The sequence below is a fragment of the Caulobacter segnis genome, assembly GCF_031454995.1.
GTDB lineage: Bacteria > Pseudomonadota > Alphaproteobacteria > Caulobacterales > Caulobacteraceae > Caulobacter > Caulobacter segnis_E.
The window spans coordinates 918,909-939,994 of record NZ_JAVDRV010000001.1 but is presented as its reverse complement, the minus strand read 5'-3'; the positions used below and the strand labels follow the sequence as shown (position 1 = coordinate 939,994).

Annotated in this window: 25 protein-coding genes, 1 tRNA gene and 1 pseudogene; 17 read left to right on the top strand and 10 right to left on the bottom strand. The window is 67.7% G+C overall.

What is annotated here, in order from left to right:
- Positions 1-29: 29 nt before the first annotated feature.
- A complete protein-coding gene (gene phaR / locus J2728_RS04325) occupies positions 30-683 on the bottom strand; it encodes a polyhydroxyalkanoate synthesis repressor PhaR (protein WP_309996823.1) in 654 nt (217 codons plus the stop codon).
- A gap of 220 nt (positions 684-903) precedes the next feature.
- Here phaR and J2728_RS04320 point away from each other — a divergent pair, with 220 nt between their 5' ends.
- From J2728_RS04320 to J2728_RS04300, 5 genes and pseudogenes are all read left to right on the top strand, one after another.
- Complete coding sequence (locus J2728_RS04320; protein ID WP_309996820.1) at positions 904-2,079, top strand: acetyl-CoA C-acetyltransferase; 1,176 nt, start codon at positions 904-906, stop codon at positions 2,077-2,079.
- 87 nt (positions 2,080-2,166) lie between these two features.
- Complete coding sequence (phbB, locus tag J2728_RS04315; protein WP_309996818.1) at positions 2,167-2,889, top strand: beta-ketoacyl-ACP reductase; 723 nt, start codon at positions 2,167-2,169, stop codon at positions 2,887-2,889.
- 147 nt (positions 2,890-3,036) lie between these two features.
- Positions 3,037-3,819: a DUF4908 domain-containing protein gene (locus tag J2728_RS04310; protein WP_309996815.1), complete on the top strand. Its 783-nt coding sequence runs from the start codon at positions 3,037-3,039 to the stop codon at positions 3,817-3,819.
- Between the two features lie 157 nt (positions 3,820-3,976).
- Positions 3,977-4,147, top strand: a pseudogene (locus J2728_RS04305) (LacI family DNA-binding transcriptional regulator); the annotation flags it as partial.
- A gap of 3 nt (positions 4,148-4,150) precedes the next feature.
- The gene (locus J2728_RS04300; RefSeq protein WP_309997581.1) at positions 4,151-5,011 is read left to right on the top strand and encodes a substrate-binding domain-containing protein; all 861 of its coding nucleotides are present in this window, start codon (positions 4,151-4,153) and stop codon (positions 5,009-5,011) included.
- Positions 5,012-5,018: 7 nt separating this feature from the next.
- Here J2728_RS04300 and J2728_RS04295 read toward each other — a convergent pair whose 3' ends face one another.
- The 3 genes from J2728_RS04295 to gloB form a co-directional block, all read right to left on the bottom strand.
- Positions 5,019-5,459 (bottom strand): hypothetical protein, encoded by a 441-nt coding sequence (locus J2728_RS04295; protein WP_309996812.1) that lies wholly within the window; start codon positions 5,457-5,459, stop codon positions 5,019-5,021.
- A 145-nt stretch (positions 5,460-5,604) separates the two neighbouring features.
- Positions 5,605-6,087, bottom strand: a complete 483-nt coding sequence (locus J2728_RS04290) for a cupin domain-containing protein (RefSeq protein ID WP_309996809.1) — start codon at positions 6,085-6,087, stop codon at positions 5,605-5,607.
- A complete protein-coding gene (gene gloB / locus J2728_RS04285) occupies positions 6,084-6,833 on the bottom strand; it encodes a hydroxyacylglutathione hydrolase (protein WP_309996807.1) in 750 nt (249 codons plus the stop codon). Before gloB ends, J2728_RS04290 begins: the two co-directional genes overlap by 4 nt.
- A 66-nt stretch (positions 6,834-6,899) precedes the next feature.
- Between gloB and J2728_RS04280 the strand changes: the two genes are divergently transcribed.
- The 3 genes from J2728_RS04280 (at position 6,900) to J2728_RS04270 (ending at position 9,710) form a co-directional block, all read left to right on the top strand.
- Complete coding sequence (locus tag J2728_RS04280; protein ID WP_309996805.1) at positions 6,900-7,685, top strand: class I SAM-dependent methyltransferase; 786 nt, start codon at positions 6,900-6,902, stop codon at positions 7,683-7,685.
- A 79-nt stretch (positions 7,686-7,764) separates the two neighbouring features.
- On the top strand, positions 7,765-8,109 hold the full coding sequence (locus J2728_RS04275) for a P-II family nitrogen regulator (RefSeq protein ID WP_010918409.1): 345 nt from the start codon (positions 7,765-7,767) through the stop codon (positions 8,107-8,109).
- Between the two features lie 89 nt (positions 8,110-8,198).
- Entirely contained in the window at positions 8,199-9,710 is a 1,512-nt protein-coding gene (locus J2728_RS04270; protein WP_309996795.1) for a phospholipase D-like domain-containing protein, read from the top strand.
- Here J2728_RS04270 and J2728_RS04265 read toward each other — a convergent pair.
- From J2728_RS04265 to metX, 3 genes are read right to left on the bottom strand one after another with little or no spacing between them, the layout of a single operon-like run.
- Entirely contained in the window at positions 9,667-10,446 is a 780-nt protein-coding gene (locus J2728_RS04265; RefSeq protein ID WP_309996793.1) for an endonuclease/exonuclease/phosphatase family protein, read from the bottom strand. The two genes, J2728_RS04270 and J2728_RS04265, sit on opposite strands and share 44 nt — an antisense overlap.
- Positions 10,443-11,105: a methionine biosynthesis protein MetW gene (gene metW, locus J2728_RS04260; protein ID WP_309996790.1), complete on the bottom strand. Its 663-nt coding sequence runs from the start codon at positions 11,103-11,105 to the stop codon at positions 10,443-10,445. The genes J2728_RS04265 and metW overlap by 4 nt, the downstream gene beginning before the upstream one ends.
- Complete coding sequence (gene metX, locus J2728_RS04255; protein WP_309997579.1) at positions 11,102-12,262, bottom strand: homoserine O-acetyltransferase MetX; 1,161 nt, start codon at positions 12,260-12,262, stop codon at positions 11,102-11,104. Before metX ends, metW begins: the two co-directional genes overlap by 4 nt.
- A 79-nt stretch (positions 12,263-12,341) precedes the next feature.
- On the opposite strand from metX, the gene J2728_RS04250 reads away from it, so the two are divergent.
- The 6 genes from J2728_RS04250 to J2728_RS04225 all read left to right on the top strand — a co-directional run bounded on the left by J2728_RS04250 (position 12,342) and on the right by J2728_RS04225 (position 16,790).
- Positions 12,342-12,857 (top strand): SixA phosphatase family protein, encoded by a 516-nt coding sequence (locus J2728_RS04250; RefSeq protein WP_309996787.1) that lies wholly within the window; start codon positions 12,342-12,344, stop codon positions 12,855-12,857.
- Positions 12,854-13,198 carry a DUF952 domain-containing protein gene (locus J2728_RS04245; protein ID WP_309996785.1) on the top strand — a complete coding sequence of 115 codons (345 nt, stop codon included), beginning with the start codon at positions 12,854-12,856 and terminating at the stop codon, positions 13,196-13,198. Before J2728_RS04250 ends, J2728_RS04245 begins: the two co-directional genes overlap by 4 nt.
- Complete coding sequence (locus J2728_RS04240; protein WP_309996782.1) at positions 13,195-14,253, top strand: quinone-dependent dihydroorotate dehydrogenase; 1,059 nt, start codon at positions 13,195-13,197, stop codon at positions 14,251-14,253. Before J2728_RS04245 ends, J2728_RS04240 begins: the two co-directional genes overlap by 4 nt.
- Positions 14,250-14,987, top strand: a complete 738-nt coding sequence (locus tag J2728_RS04235; protein ID WP_309996779.1) for a TVP38/TMEM64 family protein — start codon at positions 14,250-14,252, stop codon at positions 14,985-14,987. The genes J2728_RS04240 and J2728_RS04235 overlap by 4 nt, the downstream gene beginning before the upstream one ends.
- A 9-nt stretch (positions 14,988-14,996) precedes the next feature.
- Positions 14,997-16,490 (top strand): sensor histidine kinase, encoded by a 1,494-nt coding sequence (locus tag J2728_RS04230; protein ID WP_309996777.1) that lies wholly within the window; start codon positions 14,997-14,999, stop codon positions 16,488-16,490.
- A gap of 69 nt (positions 16,491-16,559) precedes the next feature.
- A complete protein-coding gene (locus J2728_RS04225) occupies positions 16,560-16,790 on the top strand; it encodes a hypothetical protein (RefSeq protein WP_309996775.1) in 231 nt (76 codons plus the stop codon).
- Between the two features lie 9 nt (positions 16,791-16,799).
- Here the strand turns inward: J2728_RS04225 and ggt are convergent, their stop codons facing one another.
- Positions 16,800-18,542 (bottom strand): gamma-glutamyltransferase, encoded by a 1,743-nt coding sequence (gene ggt, locus J2728_RS04220; RefSeq protein ID WP_309996772.1) that lies wholly within the window; start codon positions 18,540-18,542, stop codon positions 16,800-16,802.
- Positions 18,543-18,794: 252 nt separating this feature from the next.
- Between ggt and J2728_RS04215 the strand changes: the two genes are divergently transcribed.
- A tRNA-Arg gene (locus J2728_RS04215) sits at positions 18,795-18,871 on the top strand.
- 161 nt (positions 18,872-19,032) lie between these two features.
- Here the strand turns inward: J2728_RS04215 and J2728_RS04210 are convergent.
- Positions 19,033-19,617, bottom strand: a complete 585-nt coding sequence (locus J2728_RS04210) for a hypothetical protein (RefSeq protein WP_309996770.1) — start codon at positions 19,615-19,617, stop codon at positions 19,033-19,035.
- 446 nt (positions 19,618-20,063) lie between these two features.
- Here J2728_RS04210 and J2728_RS04205 point away from each other — a divergent pair, with 446 nt between their 5' ends.
- Together J2728_RS04205 and J2728_RS04200 are read left to right on the top strand one after the other, a co-directional pair.
- Positions 20,064-20,267, top strand: a complete 204-nt coding sequence (locus tag J2728_RS04205) for a hypothetical protein (protein ID WP_309996768.1) — start codon at positions 20,064-20,066, stop codon at positions 20,265-20,267.
- Between the two features lie 21 nt (positions 20,268-20,288).
- On the top strand, positions 20,289-20,495 hold the full coding sequence (locus J2728_RS04200) for a hypothetical protein (protein ID WP_309996765.1): 207 nt from the start codon (positions 20,289-20,291) through the stop codon (positions 20,493-20,495).
- Between the two features lie 145 nt (positions 20,496-20,640).
- Here J2728_RS04200 and J2728_RS04195 read toward each other — a convergent pair whose 3' ends face one another.
- Positions 20,641-21,039, bottom strand: a complete 399-nt coding sequence (locus tag J2728_RS04195) for a thermonuclease family protein (RefSeq protein WP_309996763.1) — start codon at positions 21,037-21,039, stop codon at positions 20,641-20,643.
- Positions 21,040-21,086: the final 47 nt, after the last annotated feature.

Sequence of the window (21,086 nt, the reverse complement as noted above, 5' to 3'; positions counted from 1 at the left end):
GACGGTTAAGAAGGCCTCGCCAGGCGTGGTTAAGACTTCGTGGCCAACTTGGCGATCTGCTCCTGCATCGCCGCCAGCTGACGCTTCAGATCGGCCAGCGAATCGTCGGTCGGCGCGGCCGCGGTCTGTGGGGCGGGCGCGGGTTCGGTCTGTGGGGCGGGCGCGTCCTCTGGCCGGACATAGGCGAAGGGCGAGAACATCTTCATGGCGCGATCGAACAGCGCCATGTTCTGGCGGATCTGCTCTTCATAGACGCCGATGCCCGGCATCTTGCCCGGCGCCATGTTGGCCAGCTGGCCGCGCAGGCGTTCCTGCTGCTTGGTGAAGCTCTCCAGAGACATTTCCAGGTACGACGGCAGGAAGGCCTGCATCGAATTGCCGTAGAAGCCGATCAGCTGACGCAGGAACTGGATGGGCAGCAGGTTCTGGCCGCCGCCGCGGTTCTCTTCCTCGAAGATGATCTGGGTCAGCACCGAACGGGTGATGTCGTCGTTGGTCTTGGCGTCGTAGACCACGAAGTCGACGCCTTCCTTCACCATCTCGGAAAGGTGTTCCAGGGTGACGTACGAGGAAGACGCTGTGTTGTAGAGGCGACGGTTGGCGTATTTCTTGATGATCACGCGCTGGCCGGCCGTTTTTTCGGTCCCGGCGGCCGTTTCGCCTTTTTCAGGGTTCTCGGACATTTCGTTCCCTAGACAGCGGTTTCCGTCCGCTTTTCGCATCGCACTATCGCGAATGCAAAGGCATGGCGCCAGTGGTCTGATGACTTGGAGTCGTCATGATGCCGTGAAATTGTGCTGATGACGAACGCCGCCAGGGTGTGCAAGGTGGTGTTGCACTGCAAAAAACCGTGGCGCCGCAACAGCTAAGGCGTCGCCGCCAGATCGTTACGGGAGCTATCGCATGAGCGACGTCGTCATCGTTTCCGCCGCCCGCACGCCGGTCGGCTCGTTCAACGGGGCGCTGTCCAGCCTGCCCGCGTCGGAGCTGGGTCGCGTCGCGATCGAGGCCGCCATCTCGCGGGCGGGTCTCCAGCCGAGCGACGTCGACGAGGTCATCCTGGGGCAGGTGCTGCAGGCCGCCGCCGGCCAGGGTCCGGCGCGTCAGGCCTCGGTCAAGGCGGGCATCCCGGTCGAGAGCCCGGCCTGGAGCCTTAATCAGCTGTGCGGGTCGGGCCTGCGCGCGGTGGCTCTGGCCGCTCAGCAGATCGCGGCGGGCGACGCGTCTGTTGTCGTGGCCGGCGGCCAGGAGAGCATGAGCCAGGCGCCCCATGCTCAAAACCTGCGCGGCGGCCAGAAGATGGGCGACCTGTCGTTCGTCGACACCATGATCAAGGACGGCCTGTGGGACGCCTTCCACGGCTATCACATGGGCCAGACGGCCGAGAACATCGCCTCGCGTTGGCAGATCACCCGCGCCGACCAGGACGCCTTCGCCGTCGCCAGCCAGAACAAGGCCGAGGCGGCCCAGAAGGCCGGCAAGTTCGACGACGAGATCGCGCCGGTCACGATCAAGGGCCGCAAGGGCGACACGGTCGTCGACAAGGACGAGTACATCCGCCACGGCGTGACGCTGGAGAGCATCTCGGGCCTGAAGCCGGCCTTCACCAAGGACGGTTCGGTCACCGCCGCCAACGCCTCGGGCCTCAACGACGGCGCGGCGGCTCTTGTGCTGATGAGCGCCGAGGAGGCCCAGAAGCGCGGCTTGAAGCCGCTGGCGCGCATCGCCTCCTGGGCCAACGCCGGCGTCGAGCCCGAGATCATGGGCACGGGTCCGATCCCGGCCAGCAAGAAGGCGCTTGAAAAGGCCGGCTGGACCGTCGCGGATCTCGACCTCGTCGAGAGCAACGAGGCCTTCGCCGCCCAGTCGCTGTGCGTCGTCCGCGAGCTGGGCCTGGATCCAGCCAAGGTCAACGTCAACGGCGGCGCGATCGCCATCGGCCATCCGATCGGCGCCTCGGGCGCGCGGGTGCTGACCACCCTCCTGCACGAGATGAAGCGTTCAGGCGCCAAAAAGGGTCTCGCCACCTTGTGCATTGGCGGCGGCATGGGCGTGGCCATGTGCGTCGAGGCGGTCTGACCGACTGAAGTCACCGGGGACACGCGTCCGGCTCAGGAGCTGGGCGCGTGGTGACGATGAACGAAGAACAATAACCGGGAGAGAGAAATGACGAGAGTTGCGTTCGTGACGGGGGGAACCCGCGGTATCGGCCGAGCGATCTGCGAGCGGCTGATCGCCGATGGGCACAAGGTCGCGGCCGGCTATTCGGGCAACGAGGCGGCGGCCGAGGCCTGCGCCAAGGCTCTGGGCGTGATGGTGGTGAAGGGCAATGTCGGCTCGTTCGAGGATTGCCAGGCGGCCGTGAAGAAGGTCGAGGCCGAGCTCGGCCCCATCGACATCCTGGTCAACAACGCGGGCATCACGCGCGACGGCATGCTGCACAAGATGACCTACGAGCAGTGGTCGGAAGTGATCCGGGTCAATATGGACTCGGCCTTCAACATGACCCGGCCGGTGATCGAGGGCATGCGCGAGCGCAACTGGGGCCGGATCATCAACATCAGCTCGATCAACGGCCAAAAGGGCCAGATGGGCCAGACCAACTACTCGGCCGCCAAGGCGGGCCTGATCGGCTTCACCAAGGCCCTGGCGCTCGAAAACGCCAAGAAGGGCGTGACGGTCAATGTGATCTGCCCTGGCTATATCGACACCGAGATGGTGGCCGCGGTGCCGGAGAACGTGCTGGCCCAGATCGTCGCCGGCATCCCCGTGGGGCGCTTGGGCAAGGGCGAGGAGATCGCCGACATGGTCTCGTTCCTGGCTGGCGAGCGGGCCGGCTTCGTGACCGGCGCGACGCTCAGCCTCAACGGCGGCCAGTACATGGCCTGATCGAGCGGCGAGCGGTTCCGTAGGAACCGCATCCCCCGGACTCGGGCTTGACGGCCACTGTGGCGTTTTGGCCTCATGCGTCCGACTTCGGGGGAACGACGCTTTGCCGTCCAAGATTCGCCCCAGTCGACGGGCAGTACGGATCGCATGGAATTCTGTAAGGCGGAGCTGGGCGCGATGGGGGGCAAGGCGGCCCTGTCGATCCTCGCTCTGATGCTCATGGCTGGGGCGGCCGACGCCCAGCAGCTGCCGCATTCGCTGCGGGACGCCCTGCTGGGTCACAAGGGCGCCGCCGAGGCGCGGCGCGTGGCGGCGCCGCCGGTCGCGCGCTACGTCTCTGAAACCGGCGGAACCTTTGTCTTCGACAAGGCCGCGCCGCAGCCCCTGATCAAGTTCGACAACAGCACCGAGGTCTGGGTTCTTTCGCCTCAGCCCGCCTCGCGCGGCGACGTCGTCTACCGCAACGACCTTGGCGAGCCCGTGTTGCGGGTCACCAAGCTGGGCGGCATGATCCTGTTCACCGACGCCGCGCCGATGGGCGCGGCCGTGGCCCTCTCTGGACGCGCCACCTCGATCCAGCCGCCGGCCGTGCTGTCGTTCGCGGCGCTGTTCCAGCGCCTGCTCATCGCGGCCAATCGGGCGAGCCGCGCGGCGCAGCGAGAGATCGAGTTCGCCACGTTGGAGGACGCTAGGCCAGAGACCTCGGTGCTGATCGCCGACTCCGCCATCGTCACGGCCGAGGCGTTCGAACAGGCCGCGCGCAAGGGCGACCGCTCGATCCTGTCCAAGGTCGGCCGTGTGCTGCTGACCGAAGGCCGCAAGCCGGGCGCGCAAGTCAAGGACGGCTCGCTGATCGTCACCTACGCCCCCGGGCAAGGCTTGGCCGGCCGACCTTCGTCCAAGCGCATCATCAAGGTGATGGATCGCTAAGGCTAAGATAGCGCCGGCGTAACCATAAAGCCTTAGGTAGCGTTTACTCCGCGCTGATACCGGTGTTCTTCAAATCCGCGCCAACCCGCGCGCGTCCCGCCTCTTTGGCGGCGGCGCAGCGCGGGCCGTTTTCGTTCGCAAGGTCTCTCTGGTCGTCATGGATAGCCCCGATCTCGCCCTGGCCCCCGAGCGCGGTCGCCTGAAGATGGCCGACATCGCGCGCATGGCGGGTGTGTCGATCTCGACGGTGTCGCGAGCCCTGGCTGGCAATACGCTGATCCCCAAGACGCTCCGCGACCAGATCGTCGAGATCGCCCAGACCCATGGCTATGTGGTCAACCAGTCGGCGCGCAACCTGCGCCTGCGCAAGACCGACACCATCGGCGTCATCATCCCTCTGGCCCACGAGGCGGGGCAGATGATTTCCGATCCCTTCTTCCTGGAGATGGTCGGCCGGCTGGCCGACGAGATCACGCGGCGCGACTATCTGGTGCTGCTGAACAAGGTCATCACCGGCGAGCCCGGCTGGCTGGACAGGATCATCCAGTCGCACCGCGCCGACGGCCTGCTGATCATCGGCCAGAGCACCCAGCATGACGCGCTCAACGGCGTCGCCGCCACCTACCGGCCGATGGTCGTCTGGGGCGCGCCGATTCCAGGACATCGCTATTGCCTGGTGGGCAGCGACAACCACGAAGGCGGTCGCCTGGCCGTGTCGCATCTGGTCGCGCGGGGGCGGCGGCGGATCGTCTTTCTGGGCGAAATCGACGCGCCCGAGGCGATCCAGCGGTTCGAGGGCTATCGCGCGGGACTTATGGAGGCGGGCATCGCCTTTGATCCGGCGCTGGTGATCCCCTCGCACTACACCCGCGAAGACGCGCAAGGGGCGGTGGAAGGGCTTCTGGCCTCGGGCGTCGCGTTCGACGCCGTGTTAGCCTTTTCCGACGTCCTGGCCTTGGCCGCCTTGACGACGCTGCAACGGGCGGGAAAGCGCGTTCCGGGCGATGTGGCGGTGGTCGGGTTCGACGATATTCTGCTGGCCCAGCACAGCACCCCGCCGCTCACCACCATCCGGCAAGACCTGGAGGCTGGCGCGCGGATCATGGTCGATCTGCTGTTCCGCCGCATGGCGGGCGACAGTTCCCCGTCGACCATTTCGCCCGTGCGGCTGGTGGCGCGCGAGAGCGCCTGAGCCAGGGTCAGGCCGGGTCGAAGCCGACCGACTTCAGTTCCTTGAGGAAGCGCATCAGGCTCTGATGCGACTTGCGTACGCTGTTCATGAATTCGGGCCTGGCGAACACCGCCTGCGGCACGATGAACCCTTCTCGGCCCACCCGCTTGGCGATGCCGCGCTCCTGCATCTCGACGAAGCGACGACGGACGGTCTCGTAAGGCAGGCCAAGGGAGTCGGCGACCTGGCGCACGGTCAGCGGGCGGCGCTCGTGATCGGGAGGAACGTCGTCCAGGTCGGAATAAACCGAGCCTTTGAGGTGCGAGGTGTTGCCGGCCCAAAGTGTCGTGAAGACCAGGCTATAGAGAAGGTCCGCGTGATGGACTTCGTTGGCGATCTCCACCCAGCGCAACAGGTAATCGGTGGCGTAGCGGTGGACGGCGCGAACGTTCGCGAACTCTTCGGACATCTTTGAAGCAACTCCCCCTCGGCCAGCCTTTGGGCTGACTTGAAAAGGATTGCACGCCTACAATACCAAATCCATGCGACCAAGTTGCCCAGTTTGGGTATTAGGCGAAAGGTCCGCGGCGAAACGTCGCGGCCGTGGCTCGGGACTAGGCGCGGGAGGGTGTCCAGTCCGGCGGCGCCATCTCAAATCCTTCGAACTGGAAGCCCGGGGCGACGGTGCAGCCGACCAGGGTCCAGGCGCCGAGACTGACGGCCGTCTGCCACCACGCCGTCGGCACCACCACCTGCGGACGACAGCCGGCGCGCAGGTCCGGGCCCAGAACATAGGCGGTGACACCCTTGCCGTCGGGCGGCGACAGGCTGATCGAGATCGGCGCGCCCGCGTACCAATGCCAGGTTTCGACCGCGTCGACCCGATGCCATACCGAGACCTGATCGGCTTCGAGCAGGAAGTAGATGCAGGTCGATTTCGCGCGGCCGTCCGGGCCCGGCTCGTCCTGGAAGGTCCGACGATACCAGCCGCCCTCCGGATGCGGCTGGAGGTCCAGCATCCGGATGATCTCCTTGGCGCCTAGGTCGCCGACGATAGCCCCTCCGGCCCGATTTGACTCGATCACGCGTTCACTCATCCCTTGAAGCTGTCCTTGGCGGCGCGGATGGCGGCGAAGGCCTGGGCGGCCGACGCCGCGTCAGGTCGCAGCAGGGGCGCGCGCAGGAACGGATTGGTCGCCTTCTCGGCGGCGATGGTGGTGGGCACGGTGGGCTCGCCCCGCTCGCGGGCGGCGAACACGGCCTCGGCGCGCGCCTTCACCGCCGCCGCGTCGTCGACCGACAGGGCGAAGCGGGCGTTCGAGGCGGTGTATTCGTGCGCGCAGTAGACGGTGGTCTTGTCGGGCAGGGCGGCCAGGCGCGACAGAGACGCCCACATCTGCTCCGGCGCTCCCTCGAACAGGCGGCCGCAGCCCAGGGCGAACAGGGTGTCGCCGACGAAGGCGATCCCGTCCGCGGCGTCGTGATAGCTGATGTGGCCCAGGGTGTGGCCCCCGGTGTCCAGCACGTCGAACCGGGTCTCGCCCAGCAAGACGACATCGCCCTCCTCGAGCGCGCGATCCAGCGGCGCGATCCGGGTGACCTCGGAGGGACCGGCGATCGTCGCGCCCGTGGCCGCCTTCAGCGTCTCGTTGCCCCCGGCGTGATCGGGATGCCAGTGGGTGTTGAGGATCAGGTCCAGCTTCCAGCCCAGCCGGCCCAGCTCACCCAGGATCGCCTCGGCGTCGGGCGTATCGATCGTCGCGACCTGACCGCTGGCCTCGTCGCGGACCAGGAAGCCGTAGTTGTCGGACAGGCAAGGGAACTGGTGAACGGTGACGGGCATGGCGCAAGCTCTATCGCCACGACGCGGGCGCGAATACAAGGATGACCTCCAAGCTCGGGAGACTCAATGCGCCGCGACGTGCTCGATCTCAGGGCCTTCTACGCCGCCCCCCTGGGGCGCGCGGCCCGGACCATGTTGACGCGAAAGGTCGAGGAGGCCTGGGGCGACACCCGGGGACTCGACGTGCTGGGTCTCGGCTACGCCACGCCGTTCCTGGACGCGGCCCGCGCCAACGCCCGCCGCGTCGTGGCGGCCATGCCGGCCCAACAAGGGGTCGAGGTCTGGCCCCATGGCGGCCGCAACCAGGCCTGCCTCGTCGAGGAGACGGCGCTGCCCCTGCCGAACGCCCTGTTCGACCGCGTGCTGGCCGTTCACGCCCTGGAAGAGGCCGACGATCCCGCCGCCCTGCTGGCCGAGATCGGGCGCGTGATGGCGCCGACCGGTCGCCTGATCGTCGCGGTCTCGTCTCGCGACGGCGTCTGGGCGGGGGCGGAGGGCACGCCCTTTGGCCACGGCCGTCCCTATAGCCGCGGCCAGTTGGAAAGCCTGATCCGCGAGGCGGGTTTGGAGCCCGCTGGCTGGACGCGCGCGCTCTATGTGCCGCCGTTCGCCGCGATGTCGGGCTGGGCCGAAGGCTTCGAGCAGGTTGGCGCGCGCCTCTGGCCGCGCTTCGCGGGCGTGATCCTGATGGAGGCGATCAAGCAGACCTTCGCCGTGAAGCCCCAGGGGCGGCGCGCGCGGGCGCGGGTGTTCGCGCCGGGTGTCCTGCTGCCCAGTCCCGCCGGTCCGGCCCCCGTACGCCACGGCCAGGGGCGTCCGGCGCCCGTTCATAAGGCGCCAAGCGAGCCGTAAGCGTGAACGGGCTTGGAGCCTGAGCTTCGGACGCCTAGCTTGGAGTCGTAACCACCGTTCGTTCGCGGGAGCCGCGCCAATGAAGATGATCGTCGCCGTGATTAAGCCGAGCCGCCTGGACGCGGTGCTCGAAGCGGTCACCGAGGCGGGGGCGTCAGGCCTGACCGTGACCGAGGTTCGCGGCTACGGCCGTCAAAAGGGCAAGACCGAAGTCTATCGCGGCGCCGAATACGAGGTGAAGCTGCTGCCCAAGGTCAAGCTGGAGATCGCCGTCCCGACCGATGTGCTCGAGCCTGTGATCGAGGCTCTGCAGCGCACCGCCAACACCGGCAAGATCGGCGACGGCAAGGTCTTCGTCATGGACCTGGAGCAAGCCCTGCGCATTCGCACTGGCGAGCGCGACGCCGCGGCGATCGCGGGCTAGTCTCGCCGTCGGTTCGACACGACCTCGCCTTGAAGCGGAGCCATAGCTCGGCTCCGCGCGTTGTCCAGGTTCACGGCGTTCAGGGCGACATGGATTCTGCTTCTTCCGTCTTCCAACCGGGCCACACGTGCTGGCGGGTCGAGGCCGCCGATCGGCTTGCCCTGCTGATCGACAACGACGAGGCGTTCGACGCGCTCAAGCCGTTGCTTCTGTCGGCTCGCAAGTCGATCTGGATTCTGGCCTGGGTGTTCGACCCCCTGACGCGCCTGGATCCTGATCGCGTGCGCAAGAGCCGCGATCCGACCCAAGCCGACCGAATCGGCCTGATCCTGAGAAGGCAGGCCGCGCTGAACCCGGCCCTCGACGTGCGAGTGCTGACCTGGGACATGCCGTTCCCGATCGCCGCCTCGCAACTGTTCGGGCCACATCGCGGCGCGGCCTTCTTCGCGGGCTCGCCCGTCAAATATCGGTTGGACGCCACCCTGCCGGCCAGCGCCTGTCATCATCAGAAGGCGGTGATCATCGATGGCGTCACGGCGCTGGTCAGCGGCGGCGACATCGGGGTAGATCGTTGGGACGACCAGCGGCACCTGGACAACAATCCGCTTCGCCGCCTGCCGACCGGCCGCCACTATCCGCCCCGCCACGAGGTCTCGATGCTGGTGGACGGCCGCGCCGCCGAGGCGATGGCCGACCTGTTCATGGATCGCTGGCGGGCTTCGGGCGGCGACGCGATCGAGCGGCCGGTTCGGCCCGAGGTCACGCCCTGGCCGGAACACTTGACGCCGGACCTGCGTCGTCTGCCAGTCGCCGTGGCCCGCACCTCGGCGGAGTGGCAAGGGCGTCCGGAGATCACCGAATGTCTGCTGCTGCACCTGGCGGCGATCAGAAGCGCGCGCCGGTTGATCTACCTGGAAAACCAGTATCTGACCTCGCCGATCATCGTCGAAGCCCTGGCCGAGCGTCTGTTCGAGACGGACGGGCCGGAGGTGGTGACGATCGGTCCGGCGCGCAGCCCCAGCTACTTCGACCAGATGACCATGGACAGCGCCCGGACGGCGGCGATCAACCGCCTGCGCGAGGTCGACATCCATCAACGTTTCTCAGCCTTTTCGGCGCACACGCCCAAGGGCGGGCCGATCATCGTTCACTCCAAGGTCACGATCATCGACGACCGGGTGCTGCGGATCGGCTCTGCGAACCTCAACAACCGCTCGATCGGCCTCGACAGCGAGTGCGACCTGGCGTTCGAGGCGCGGACGGATATCGAGCGAGAGACGGTGCGGGCGTTCCTGGGACGCCTGGTCGGCCATTTCATCGATCGCTCGGCCACGGACGTTCTGGAGGCGATGGAGCGCGAAGGCGGCTTGGCGGCGGCGATCAACGCGCTGGACGTCCGTGGCGGTCCGCCGCGCCGGCTACGCCCGGCGCCGGCCCGCAAGCTGGGGCCCATCCAGAAATTCATCGCCGACTGGAGCCTGGGCGACGCGATCGCGCCCGACGACGCCTGGCGGCCGTGGGGCCGGCGCGCGCGCCTGAAACGCGACCTGGCTCGACTTACAGCTCCTCCGCCGGCGCCGCCGGAGCGTCTGCAGCCGTGATCTCGAGATCGATCACCAGCGGCAGGTGGTCCGAGGCGATCCGGGCGCGGGCGTCGTAGGGCGAGCGCACGCCCCGCGTCTCCAGGCCCTTCGTCAAGAAGACGTGGTCGATGCGCATGAACGGGAAGCTGGACGGGAAGGTCGCCGTCGCCGGGCGCGGCCAAGCTGGCGAGGGCGCCTGGGCGTCACGAAGCGCCGTGCGCAGCATCCGATAGGTCGCCGAATAGGGCGTGGCGTTGAAGTCGCCCAGCACCACGCCCGGCGCCACCCAGCCGTCGTCGCCCATCCAGTCCGGTCCTAGAAGGGCCGCCGCCTGCCGCTTCTGCTCCTGCGGCACGAGGCCCAGGTGCGTGTTGATGATCTGAACCTTGGTCCCGCCGACCTCGACCTCGACCCAAAGCGCGCCGCGTGGCTCAAGGCCCGGTACGCGACGATAGAGCGGCAGGCCCTTGGCCTTGATCCGGCGCTCGGGCAGGGCGGTCAGGATGGCGTCCCCGTAGAGCTCCTCCTCCACGGCCATGGCCGGGTGGAAATGGAAGCTCATTTTCAGGAGTTCGGCGAGACGATGAGCCTGATCCACGCCGCGCGTGCGGGCGCGTCGGACATCCAGCTCCTGCAGGGCGACCACGTCGGGTCGCTCGGCGGCGATCACCTCGGCCACACGCTCCACATCGAGCTTGCGGTCGCCGCCCACGCAGCGGTGGACATTGTACGTCATGAGACGAAGGGTCTTCATCCGTCGAAGAGATCGCCCGAACCCGGCGAAGGTTCCCTCATCGCGGGGCCGCCATTGCGGCTGAGCATGAAGAGGCAGCTCTCGGCGCGCCAGTTTTCGACGGCCTTGGTCGGATCGATCGGCCGCGCCGGACCTTTCTCCGCGAACGCCGCGCAGGCGTCGACGCGCAGGTTCAGGTCCTCGGTCAGGGCCATGAAGTCGGCGAGCGTGCAAAGATGGATGTTCGGCGTCGACCACCAGGGCAGGGGCAGGGCCTTGGTCTCGGGCATGCGGCCCCGACTCAGCAGCGACCAGCGCACCCGCCAGTGGCCGAAGTTTGGGAACGAGACGATGGCCCGCTCGGCGATGCGCAGCAGTTCATTGAGCACGTGGCGCGGGTTGCGCGTCGCTTGCAGCGTTTGGGACAGCACCGCGTAGTCGAAACTGCGGTCCGGGAAGTGGTCGAGATCCAGGTCGGCGTCGCCCTGCACCACCGACAGGCCGCGCGCCATGCAGGCGGCGACGCCGCTGGCGCTCAGCTCCAGGCCCCGGCCGTCGATCTGCTTTTCGTGGGCCAACAGATCCAGCAGCGCGCCTTCGCCGCAACCGACGTCCAGTACGCGCGAGCCCGGGCGCACCAGGCGCAGGATTTCGCGGAAGTCTTCGCGGATGAACGTCACGCCAGCCCCCGATCGCGTTCGGCCGAACCGAGGAACCCGGCCAGGGCCGAGTCCATCACCGGCTCGTCCAGCAGGAAGGCGTCGTGGCCCTTGTCGCTCTCGATCTCGACGAAGGCCGCCTTGGCGCCGGCGGCGGTCAGGGCGCGCACCAGATGCCGGCTCTCGGCGGTCGGATAGAGCCAGTCGCTGGTGAAGCTCAGCACGCAGAACCGAACGTTCCGCGCCCCCGTGAAGGCCTTGGCCAGCACCCCGCCATGCGCGGCGGCGATGTCGAAATAGTCGGTGGCCCGCGTGATGTAGAGGTAGCTGTTGGCGTCGAACCGATCGACGAAGCTGGCGCCCTGGTGGCGCAGGTAGCTTTCGACCTGGAAGTCGGCGTCGAAGCCCCAGGACAGGCCGTCGCGCTTCAGCTCGCGGCCGAACTTCCGCTGCAGGGCGGGCTCGGACAGATAGGTGATGTGCGCGGCCATCCGCGCCACGGCCAGGCCCTTGCCGGGCTGGACGCCGTGCTCGGCATAGGCGCCGCCGCGCCAGTCGGGGTCTGCCATGATCGCCTGGCGCCCCACCTCGTGGAACGCGATGTTCTGGGCCGAGTGGCGCGAGGCCGAGGCCAGGATCACGGCGCTGAACAGGCGCTCGGGATAGTCGACGGCCCACTGCTGGGCCTGCATGCCGCCCATCGAGCCGCCGATCACGGCGAACAGGGTCTCGATCCCCAGCGCCTTCACCAGCATGGCCTGGGCGCGCACCATGTCGGCGATCGTGATCACTGGGAACGACAGGCCGTAGACCTTGCCCGTCGCCGGGTTGATCGAGGCTGGTCCTGTCGAGCCCATGCAGCCGCCGATCACGTTCGAACAGATGATGAAGTGCTTGCGCGGGTCCAGCGGCTTGCCGGGGCCGATCATCCGCAGCCACCAGCCGGGCTTGCCCGTCGTCGGGTGCGGCGAGGCCACGAACTGGTCGCCGGTCAGGGCGTGGCAGATCAGGATGGCGTTGGACTTGTCCGCGTTCAGCTGGCCGTAGGTCTGGTAGCCGATCTCCAGGCCCTCCAGCACGGCGCCGGAGTCGAGGCGCAGGGGCTCGTTCGCGGGAAATCGCCAGGTTCCCCCACCTACGAGCGGGACGGCGGGCGTGATCGGATCGAGCGCGGCCATGCCCGCCTTGGAGCGCTTGACGAAGAAGGTGTCAACCGCCCGCTTCCTGCCAGGCCAAGGTGCGGCTATGGAGGACGCCATGGACCGACTGATCCTGATGCGCCACGGCAAGGCCGAGCGGCATGCCCAAAGCGGGGGCGATTTCGAGCGCGCGCTGGCCGAAAGCGGCCGCGCCGACGCCGCCGTCATGGGCCGTATCCTGGCCGACGCCGGGATCGCGCCCGACCTTCTGCTTGTGTCTTCCGCGCGGCGCACGCGGGAGACCGCCGAGCGGGTGCTGGCGGCCCACGACCGGACGCCGCGGGTCGAGCATTCGCGTGACCTCTATCACGCCGATCCCGAGGACATTCTCCAGGCCCTCGAGGACCACGGCGACACCGCCGCCACGGTCATGGTGGTCGGCCACAATCCTGGCCTTCACGAACTGGCCCTGCGGCTGGCCGTCCAGGGCGGGGCCTCGCCGATCCAGACCAACAAGCTGCGCGCCCGCTTCCCGACCTCCACGGTGGTCGTCTTCGCCTGGAACGGCCAGGGCGCGCCGGTGTTGGAGCACCTCTTCTACGCCCACGAAAACGGCGGAGCCGGCGGCGAATGACCCTGATCTACAAGATCCTATCCCGCGCGGAGTGGGCGACCGCCCAGGCCGCTGGGCGCTTCGACGGTTCGGCCGTCGATCTGGCCGATGGCTTCATCCACTTCTCGGCCGCTGACCAGGCCCAGGAAACCGCCGCCAAGTGGTTCAAGGATCAGGCTGACCTCGTCCTGCTGGGCGTCGAGGTCGAGGGCCTGGGCGAGGCGCTGAAGTGGGAAGCCTCGCGTGGCGGAGCCTTGTTTCCGCACCTCTACCGACCGCTGCTGGCCAGCGAGGTCGTCAGCCAGCGTGAACTTGATCTGGACGCCGACGGCGTGCCGCAACTGGGCGTTCTTTCCGCATGAGTCTTCACGATGTCGCCGCCCGCGCTCTGCATGCTTTCGATCCCGAGGACGCGCACGGCCTGGCCATTCGGGGACTGAAGCTGGGGCTGGGACCGCGCGACGCGGGTCCCGACGATCCGGTCCTGGCTGTCCAGTTGGCGGGTCTATCGCTGCCCAACTGCGTGGGCCTGGCCGCCGGCTTCGACAAGAACGCCGAGGTCCCCGACGCCATGCTGGCCGCCGGCTTCGGCTTCGTCGAGGCGGGAACGGTCACGCCGCTGGCCCAAGCCGGCAATCCGCGCCCGCGCCTGTTCCGCCTGAGCGAGGACCAGGCGGTGATCAACCGCATGGGCTTCAACAACGGCGGCCTGGAGCCGTTCGCGCGCCGCTTGTCCGCCCGCGAGGGGCGGGGCGGCCTGGTGGGGGCCAATATCGGGGCGAACAAGGACGCGACCGACCGCATCCAGGACTATGTCACGGGCCTGACGCGCCTGTGGGGTCTGTCGGACTACTTCACCGCCAACATCTCCTCGCCCAACACCCCGGGCCTGCGCGCCTTGCAGACCAAGGCGGCGTTGGAAGAGCTGCTTGGTCGTCTCGCCGAGGCCCGCGCGGGTCTGAAGGCGCGGTCCGGCCACGACTACCCGATCTTCCTGAAGGTCGCGCCGGATCTCGAGGACGGCGAGGTCGAGGCGATCGTCGAGACCGTCGTCGGCGCGGGCCTCGACGCGATCATCGTCAGCAACACCACCATCGCCCGGCCCGATAGCCTGAAGTCGCCATTGGCCGGTGAAAGCGGCGGCCTGTCGGGCGCGCCTCTGCTGGGTCCCTCGACCGAGGTGCTGAAGCGCTTTCACGCCGCCGCCGCCGGTCGCGTCGCCCTGATCGGCGCGGGCGGGATCGCCAGCGGCGCGGACGCCTACGCCAAGATCCGCGCTGGCGCGCAAGCCGTGCAGCTCTATTCCGCGCTCGTCTACGGCGGGCCAGGCCTGGTGGTCAGGATCAAGCGCGAGCTGGCCGGGCGCCTTCGGGCCGACGGCTTCGCGGCCGTCCAGGACGCGGTCGGCGCCGCATGACGCGCGAGCGGGTGCTGACGCTTCTGCGCCGTTTCGGGCCCTTGGCGCTGATCGTCGTCCTGTTCGTCGCCGCCTTCGCCAGCGGCCTGGCCGATCACATCTCGCTGGAGGAGCTGCGCGCGCGGGGCGCGGCGTTGCAGGCTTTCGCCCATGAGAAGCCGCTGCTCTGCGTGGCGATCTATCTGGCGATCTATGTCAGCTCGGTGGCCATTTCGCTGCCCGGCGCCCTGATCCTGTCCCTGACCGGCGGCTTTCTGTTTGGTCCGATCGGCGGCGGCTTTGCCGCCGTGACCGGCGCCACGGGCGGCTCGACGATCACCTACCTCGTGTTCCGAACCGCCTTTGGTGACATGCTGCGCAAGAAGCCCACGGCGTTCCTGGCCAAGGTCGAGGCGGGCTTCAAGGGCGATGCGTTCAACTATCTTCTGACCCTTCGCCTGATCCCCGCGTTTCCGCTTCTGGTGGTGAATGTGGCGGCGGGCGTGATGAACATCCGGGCCAGGACCTTCATCCTGGCCTCGGTCCTGGGGATGATCCCAAGCTCCTTCGTCTATGCCGGCATCGGCGCGGGGCTGGGCCATATCTTTGCCAAGGGTGGGCCGGTGACGTTGGAGACCCTGTTCTCGCCGCGCATCTATCTGCCGATCATCGGCATGGGCGTGCTGGCCTTTCTGCCGCCGTTGTGGCGCCATTGGCGCAAAGGGCGCGGGACCGCGCTGTTGGACGAGAAGTAGCCGCCCCGGATGGTCGAAGCCGTTTCGCCGTCAGAGACCAAGATCGCCCCGCCCCGGAAACGTTTTCCGTGGCCCGGCGGCCTGTCGGCGCGTCTGCTGCTGTTCACCTTGGTGGTCGTCGCGTTCGGCGGCCTGCTGATCCTGCCGCCCGCCCTGGCGGCCTATGAGGAGCAGTGGCTGCTGGACCGCGTGCGCGCGGGCGAACTGGCCTCGACCATCGCCGAGTCCGATCCGGAGCTGCGGGTCAGCGACGCGGTCGCCAACCAGATGTTCGACCAGGCCGGGGCGGTGACCGTCGCCGTGCAGGTCGACGGCGCTCGGCGCCTCGTCTTGCCGCCCAAGCAGCCGTTCGAGACGACGCCGTATCTTGTCGATCTGCGCCGTCAGAACCCCGGCTCCTGGCTGGCCGCGCCGTTTTTCACCCTGACCAGCCCCAAGGGCAGCATGGTTCGTGTGATGGCCGAGCCGCGCTACCGCAAGGCCGAGTTCGTCGAGGTGGTGCTGCCCGACGCGCCGTTGAAGGCCAAGCTGGTGGGCTATCTCTGGCAACTGGCTGGCGTGACCCTGTTCGTGGCCAGCCTGGCGGGGCTGCTGGTCTACGCCTTCCTGAACATTTTTCTCGTGCGACCGATGCAGCGCATCACCCGGGCGATGGAGGCCTTCCGGGGCGATCCGGACGACCCCGCCGCGCGGCTCGTCCCCTCCAACCGTCGCGACGAGATCGGCCGGGCCGAGCTGGAGCTCGACCGGATGCAGGCCGACCTGTTGGCGGCCCTGGCGTCCAAGGCGCGCCTGGCCGCGTTGGGCGAGGCGGTGGCCAAGATCAATCACGACCTGCGCAATATGCTGACCAGCGCCCAGATGGCGTCGGATCGTCTGGCGGCGCTGGGGGATCCCAAGGTGGCCCAGGCCCTGCCGCGTCTGGAGCGCGCGCTCGACCGGGCCATTACCCTGGCCTCGGACGTCATGGCCTACGGCAAGTCCAAGGAGCCCGCCCCGGTGGCGCGTCCGACGCCCCTGCGGCCCGCCCTGGACATGGCCGCCGAGGACGCTGGCCTGATGGCCAAGGGCGTGGCGCTTGAGACCGTCATCGATCCGCGCGAACAGGTGCTGGCCGATCCCGACCAGCTGCATCGCATTCTCACGAACCTGCTGCGCAACGCCCGCGAGGCGATCGAGGGCGCGCCGGACCGTGGCGGCCAGGGCAAGGTGTTCGTCGAGTTGCGTCGGGTCGATGGTTTCAGCGTGCTGCGGCTATCGGACGATGGTCCGGGCGTTCCCGTCCGCGCCCGCGCCAATCTGTTCCAGCCGTTCGTGGGCTCGGCCCGTCGGGGCGGCACGGGTTTGGGCCTCGCGATCGCGCGCGAGCTCGCCCAGGGTCATGGCGGCGATTTGGTGCTGGTTGAAACCGGACCGGGTGGTTCGGTGTTCGATCTGACGCTGGCCGGTGTTCCCGACCCGCTGCCCGAACCGGGCGGCCGCGCCGACGCGTCGGCCGACTGATTTTGCCTTAACGCGTTTTCTAACGACGAACCGGCGACCACTTCGTCGAAACGCTCTGGGAGACTGGCGATGACGACCAAATGGACCATCGCGGTGAAGCTGGGCGCCTCGCCCGACCTGGCGCCCATGCACGAGATCACCGTCGAGGCGCCGGACGCCCCGACCGCCCTGCGCCGCGTGGCGGCCATGGTTGCCGTGCAAGAGGCGGCCGACGCCGAACTGTTGATCGACGGCCAGGAGGAGGTGTTCTCCCGCGCCGAGGTCGAGGCGGGCCTGGAGGAGCACCAGGCCCGGACCTAGGGGCCTAGTCTACAGGCCCTTGGCCACGCCTTCGCGACGGGGGTCCGCGCCGCCTTCCAGCATGCCGCCCGGACGGATGATCACGCCTTGCAGGCCCGAGCCCTCAATCTGGCCGACCTTGACGTTGACGCCCCGCGCGTTCAGCGCCGCCAGCATCTCCGGACCGAACAGGTCGGCGTCGCCCGAATAGGTCTCGCCCCGGGCCACGACGTTGGGCAGCGAGACCGCCTGCTGCATGTTCAGGCCCCAGTAGAACACGCCGACCATGGCCTTGAGGTTATAGGACAGGATGGCGTTGCCGCCCGGCGAGCCAACGGCGGCCAGGAACTTGCCCTTCTTGTCCAGCACGATGATCGGCGCCATCGACGAGCGCGGTCGCTTGCCCGCGGCGATCGCGTTGGCCGCCGGGGCGCCGTCCTTCTCCTTCGGCGAGAACGAGAAGTCGGTCAGTTGGTTGTTCAGGAAGAAGCCGCCGACCATCCGGCCATTGCCGAAGAGGCTCTCGACCGTGGTGGTCATCGACACGACGTTGCCCCGCGGATCCACGACAACGAAGTGGGTGGTGCCGCCAGGCTCATGGGTCATGTCGACGCCAACCTTGGGCGCGCCTTTGGGGTGACCGAACGGCGGCGGCGCGCCGGCCTTGTCGGTGATCAGCTTGGCGCGCTCGGCCACGTATTCGGGATCCAGCAGGCCCTCGACCGGGACCTTCACGAAGTCCGGATCGCCGACGTAGCGGTCGCGGTCGGCGTACATCACGCGCTCGGCCTGGGCCAGCAGGGTCCAGGCGACCGGATCGGTCGGGCCACGCTTGCCGATGTCCGTGTGCTCCAGCATGCGCAGCGCCTGGATGACGGCCAGGCCGCTGGACTGCGGGTTGGGAACGCAGACGGTGTAGACCTTCCACGGCCGGCACAGGGCGTCGCCCGAGCGTGGCTTGTACGTCTTAAGGTCCTCCAAGGTGATGCTGCTGGGCAGATCGCCCTGGTGCAGGCGGTCGACGATCGCCTGGGCGATCGGACCGTCCAGCAACGCCGCCGGCCCTTCGGCCGCGATCTTGCGGACGGTCTCGGCGTAGGCCGGGTTCTTCAGCACGTCGCCAGCTTGGTAGCGCGTTCCGTCCGGCTTGGAGAAGTACTTCACCGCGTCGGGCTGCGAGGGCTGAGGGGCGCGGGTGCTGTTGATCATCCCCGCCAGGCGCGGACTGACCACGAAGCCGTCGTCGGCCAGCTTCTCGGCGTCCTTGAACAGCGTGTTCCAGGCGACGGCGCCATGTTCCTTCTGGGCCATGGACAGCATGGCGACCGCGCCGGGCACGCCGGTCGAGCGGCCCGACAGCAGCGCGGTCACGAAGGGCAGGGGCTTGCCATCGGCGCCCAGGAACATGTCCGGGCCGGCGCCGCTGGGGGCCTTTTCCCGTCCGTCGTAGGCGGTCACCTTGCCGGTCTTGGCGTCGTAGAAGACCAGGAACGCCCCACCGCCCAGACCCGAGCTCTGCGGCTCCACCAAGCCCAGCACCGCCTGGATGGCCACCGCCGCGTCGACAGCGCTTCCGCCTTCGCGCAGGACCCTCAGGCCGGCCTCGACCGCGAGAGGATTGGCCGCCGCCACCATGCCCTTCGACACGGGTGACATCGCCGCCGGTTTCGGCGTCGGCATGCCCAGCGCGATCGACTCCGCGTTGGCGGCCAGCGGCGCGACAGTCAGCTGAAGGGCGGCGGAAAGGGCGAGCAGGGAGGCGAAGCGACGCATACGGATCCTCAGGCAGACAACGAGGGACGACCTGCCCGCCGTCCCGGATGACACCATGGACACCAAGGAAAGGGCGCTGTCACGCCCAGATAAGCGCCCAGGGGCTACATCGATCATGCTTTGAGCGCGGTCCGGGCATCGTCCGGCCAAGAGCGAACGCCGTTGCGCCAACTTTTCGAAATTATCCTTCAAACCGGGCTTGCGTCCCCGGAACGGCTGGGCTATCTCCCCCGCCTCGCCGCAAGGCAGTGCGCGCCCGTAGCTCAGCTGGATAGAGCATCAGACTACGAATCTGAGGGTCGGACGTTCGAATCGTTCCGGGCGCGCCATTTTCTCCAGTAAAATCAATGTGTTGCGAGTTTGTGGCCTGAGGGCCCCAGACCAGAAGATTCTTTGCACTGGGTTTTGCACTGGGGATTTTCATCGTTCTCCGATGCGACCCTCAATCGCTCGCCATTCTTCGACGCGACACGCCAGCGCCAACCGAGCCTTAAGCGATCTCGAAGGCGAGGATTCCCGCCGTCAAAGCCAGGACGAGCTTCGCATCGCGCCGATCGATTTTGACCTCGTTGGGGTGGGCGCCGAGGTGGGTGAGCTGCATGAGCGCCGCCTCGATCGAGCGAAGCCTTTGTTCCTTGGTTAGGTCGCGAGATCGACTCGCCTTGAGATCATCGAGGGCTGCATCGGGCCAGCGGACGTCGCGGGTCTGAAGCGTTCCCAGCGCCTCCAAGACTGAACGGCAACGGGCCAAGGTCTCGGGATAGTCCCCGTTGAGGAACAGGCCCTGCGCCCGTCGCAGCATCTCGGTTAGCTCCCGACCTGCGGCTGGCGCATCAACAAATGGCATCGGAATCTCGAGGAGGAGAATATCCATCGCCTTGGCAGCATTCATCGAAGCGATCCAAGCCGAGCGCGCGACGCTTAGGACGAAGACCTCTTGGACAGGCGCTAGCTGTTCGCGGCCATTGGGTCCGCCTTCTCCAGACAGCGTGACTTGAAACTGCAGGTCGCCGGCGTCTCGAAGATCCTCGATCGCAGCCAGTTGTTCGCGGCTTAGGGGCAGCCGAACTCCCAACTGACGCGCATGGCCTGTGGCCCGGTCTGGAGCCTGAGCGGGGAGGCTGGCCGCACCGTGCCAAGGCGTGAAAGCTGACCGAGGGGCGGCCCAACCTGTACCTCGCCGCTGTAGACGATGGCCCAGAAGTTCGGATCCGGCGTGACTGTGTGACCCTGGATGGAGAGCACGAGTTCAAAGCCGCCCAGGAGGGCCTCAAGCCGGGTGTCAGCAAGAGCCAGGTTTGCAACGCCCTGGCTTCCGGCGGTTAGCATCCTCATTCAGCGCTCTTCCCTATTGTACTGATCAAGGCCATCCGCAGTCGCCGGTGAGGTCAAGCTCACCATCGCTTCACGGCGGAGGTCGTGGCGACGCATGTCGTACCCATAGCGTGTGTAAAGTGACTTGTTTTTACTTCGGCGCGAGCGTCAAGCTTGAGCGTCGCATCCCGCGACCGGAGCTGAGAGATGCGTCGTATCATCGCCATCACCGTCGCCGCGCTTTTCCTCGCGGCTGGCGCGAGCCCGTCTTTCGCGGCCGCCTGCCGCGACGCCAAGGGCAAGTTCATCAAGTGTCCGCCAGCGGCGAGCGCTCCGGCCAAGCCGACCAAGTGCAAGGACACCAAGGGTAAGTTCGCCAAGTGCGGCGCGCCTGGCGCAAAGCCGATTTAAGGCGAGGGATCGGAGAGGGCCATGAAGACGATCGCTATCGTCGCCGCGCTTTCATTGCTGTGTGTCTCGGCGGCGCAGGCCAATGGTCACAAGGTCTATTATGGGGGTGGCCATCACACTGCCAGCCACGGCGGCCACTATGGAGGCGCTTACAGCGGCTCTTCCCACAAGGGTGGGCACTACAACAACTTCCGCACCAGCAATCACTACGGTCGGCATAAACGCTAGCCGAAGCTAACATCAGGCTGCTCGATAACATCACTGATGTGAATGAGCAGTCTGATGTTATCGCCGGGCGGACCGCCTTACAGCACGCGGGTAGCTGGCGTCGTAATTCCCGCCTGGCGAATCCTCCACGGTCGCAAAATCGTCGTCAGCGCGGGCTGGCGGCCCAATGACCCCGGCCTGCCGCTCGCGCCGCCTCCTCAGCGGCGCGATAGGCGCCCTTGCTGTAGCGCCGATACTCGGTGGCAAAGCCCGACCGGATGATGGCGGCGTTGACGTCCGGCGTCGCATCCGACCAGCAGCGACCTACGAACCTTTGATAGCGGTCGCGCTCGACGAAGCGGCAGCCGACCCGGCCACGGGTCAGGCGTACGAGCTCATCGCGCGCCTCGTAGGCCAGCGGCTCGGCCGGCGTTGCGCCGCGTCGAACCTCTGGCGCATCGACCCCAAAAAGTCGGACACGTTCCGATCCGCATCGCAGCGTGTCGCCGTCATGAACAGCGGGGGCCGAGCAGGCGATGATGGCGGCGGCGAGGACGGCGAGCATCGCATGGTTGTGGCCGCGGCGCCGGCTACGCGCAAGGCAGAGTGCGA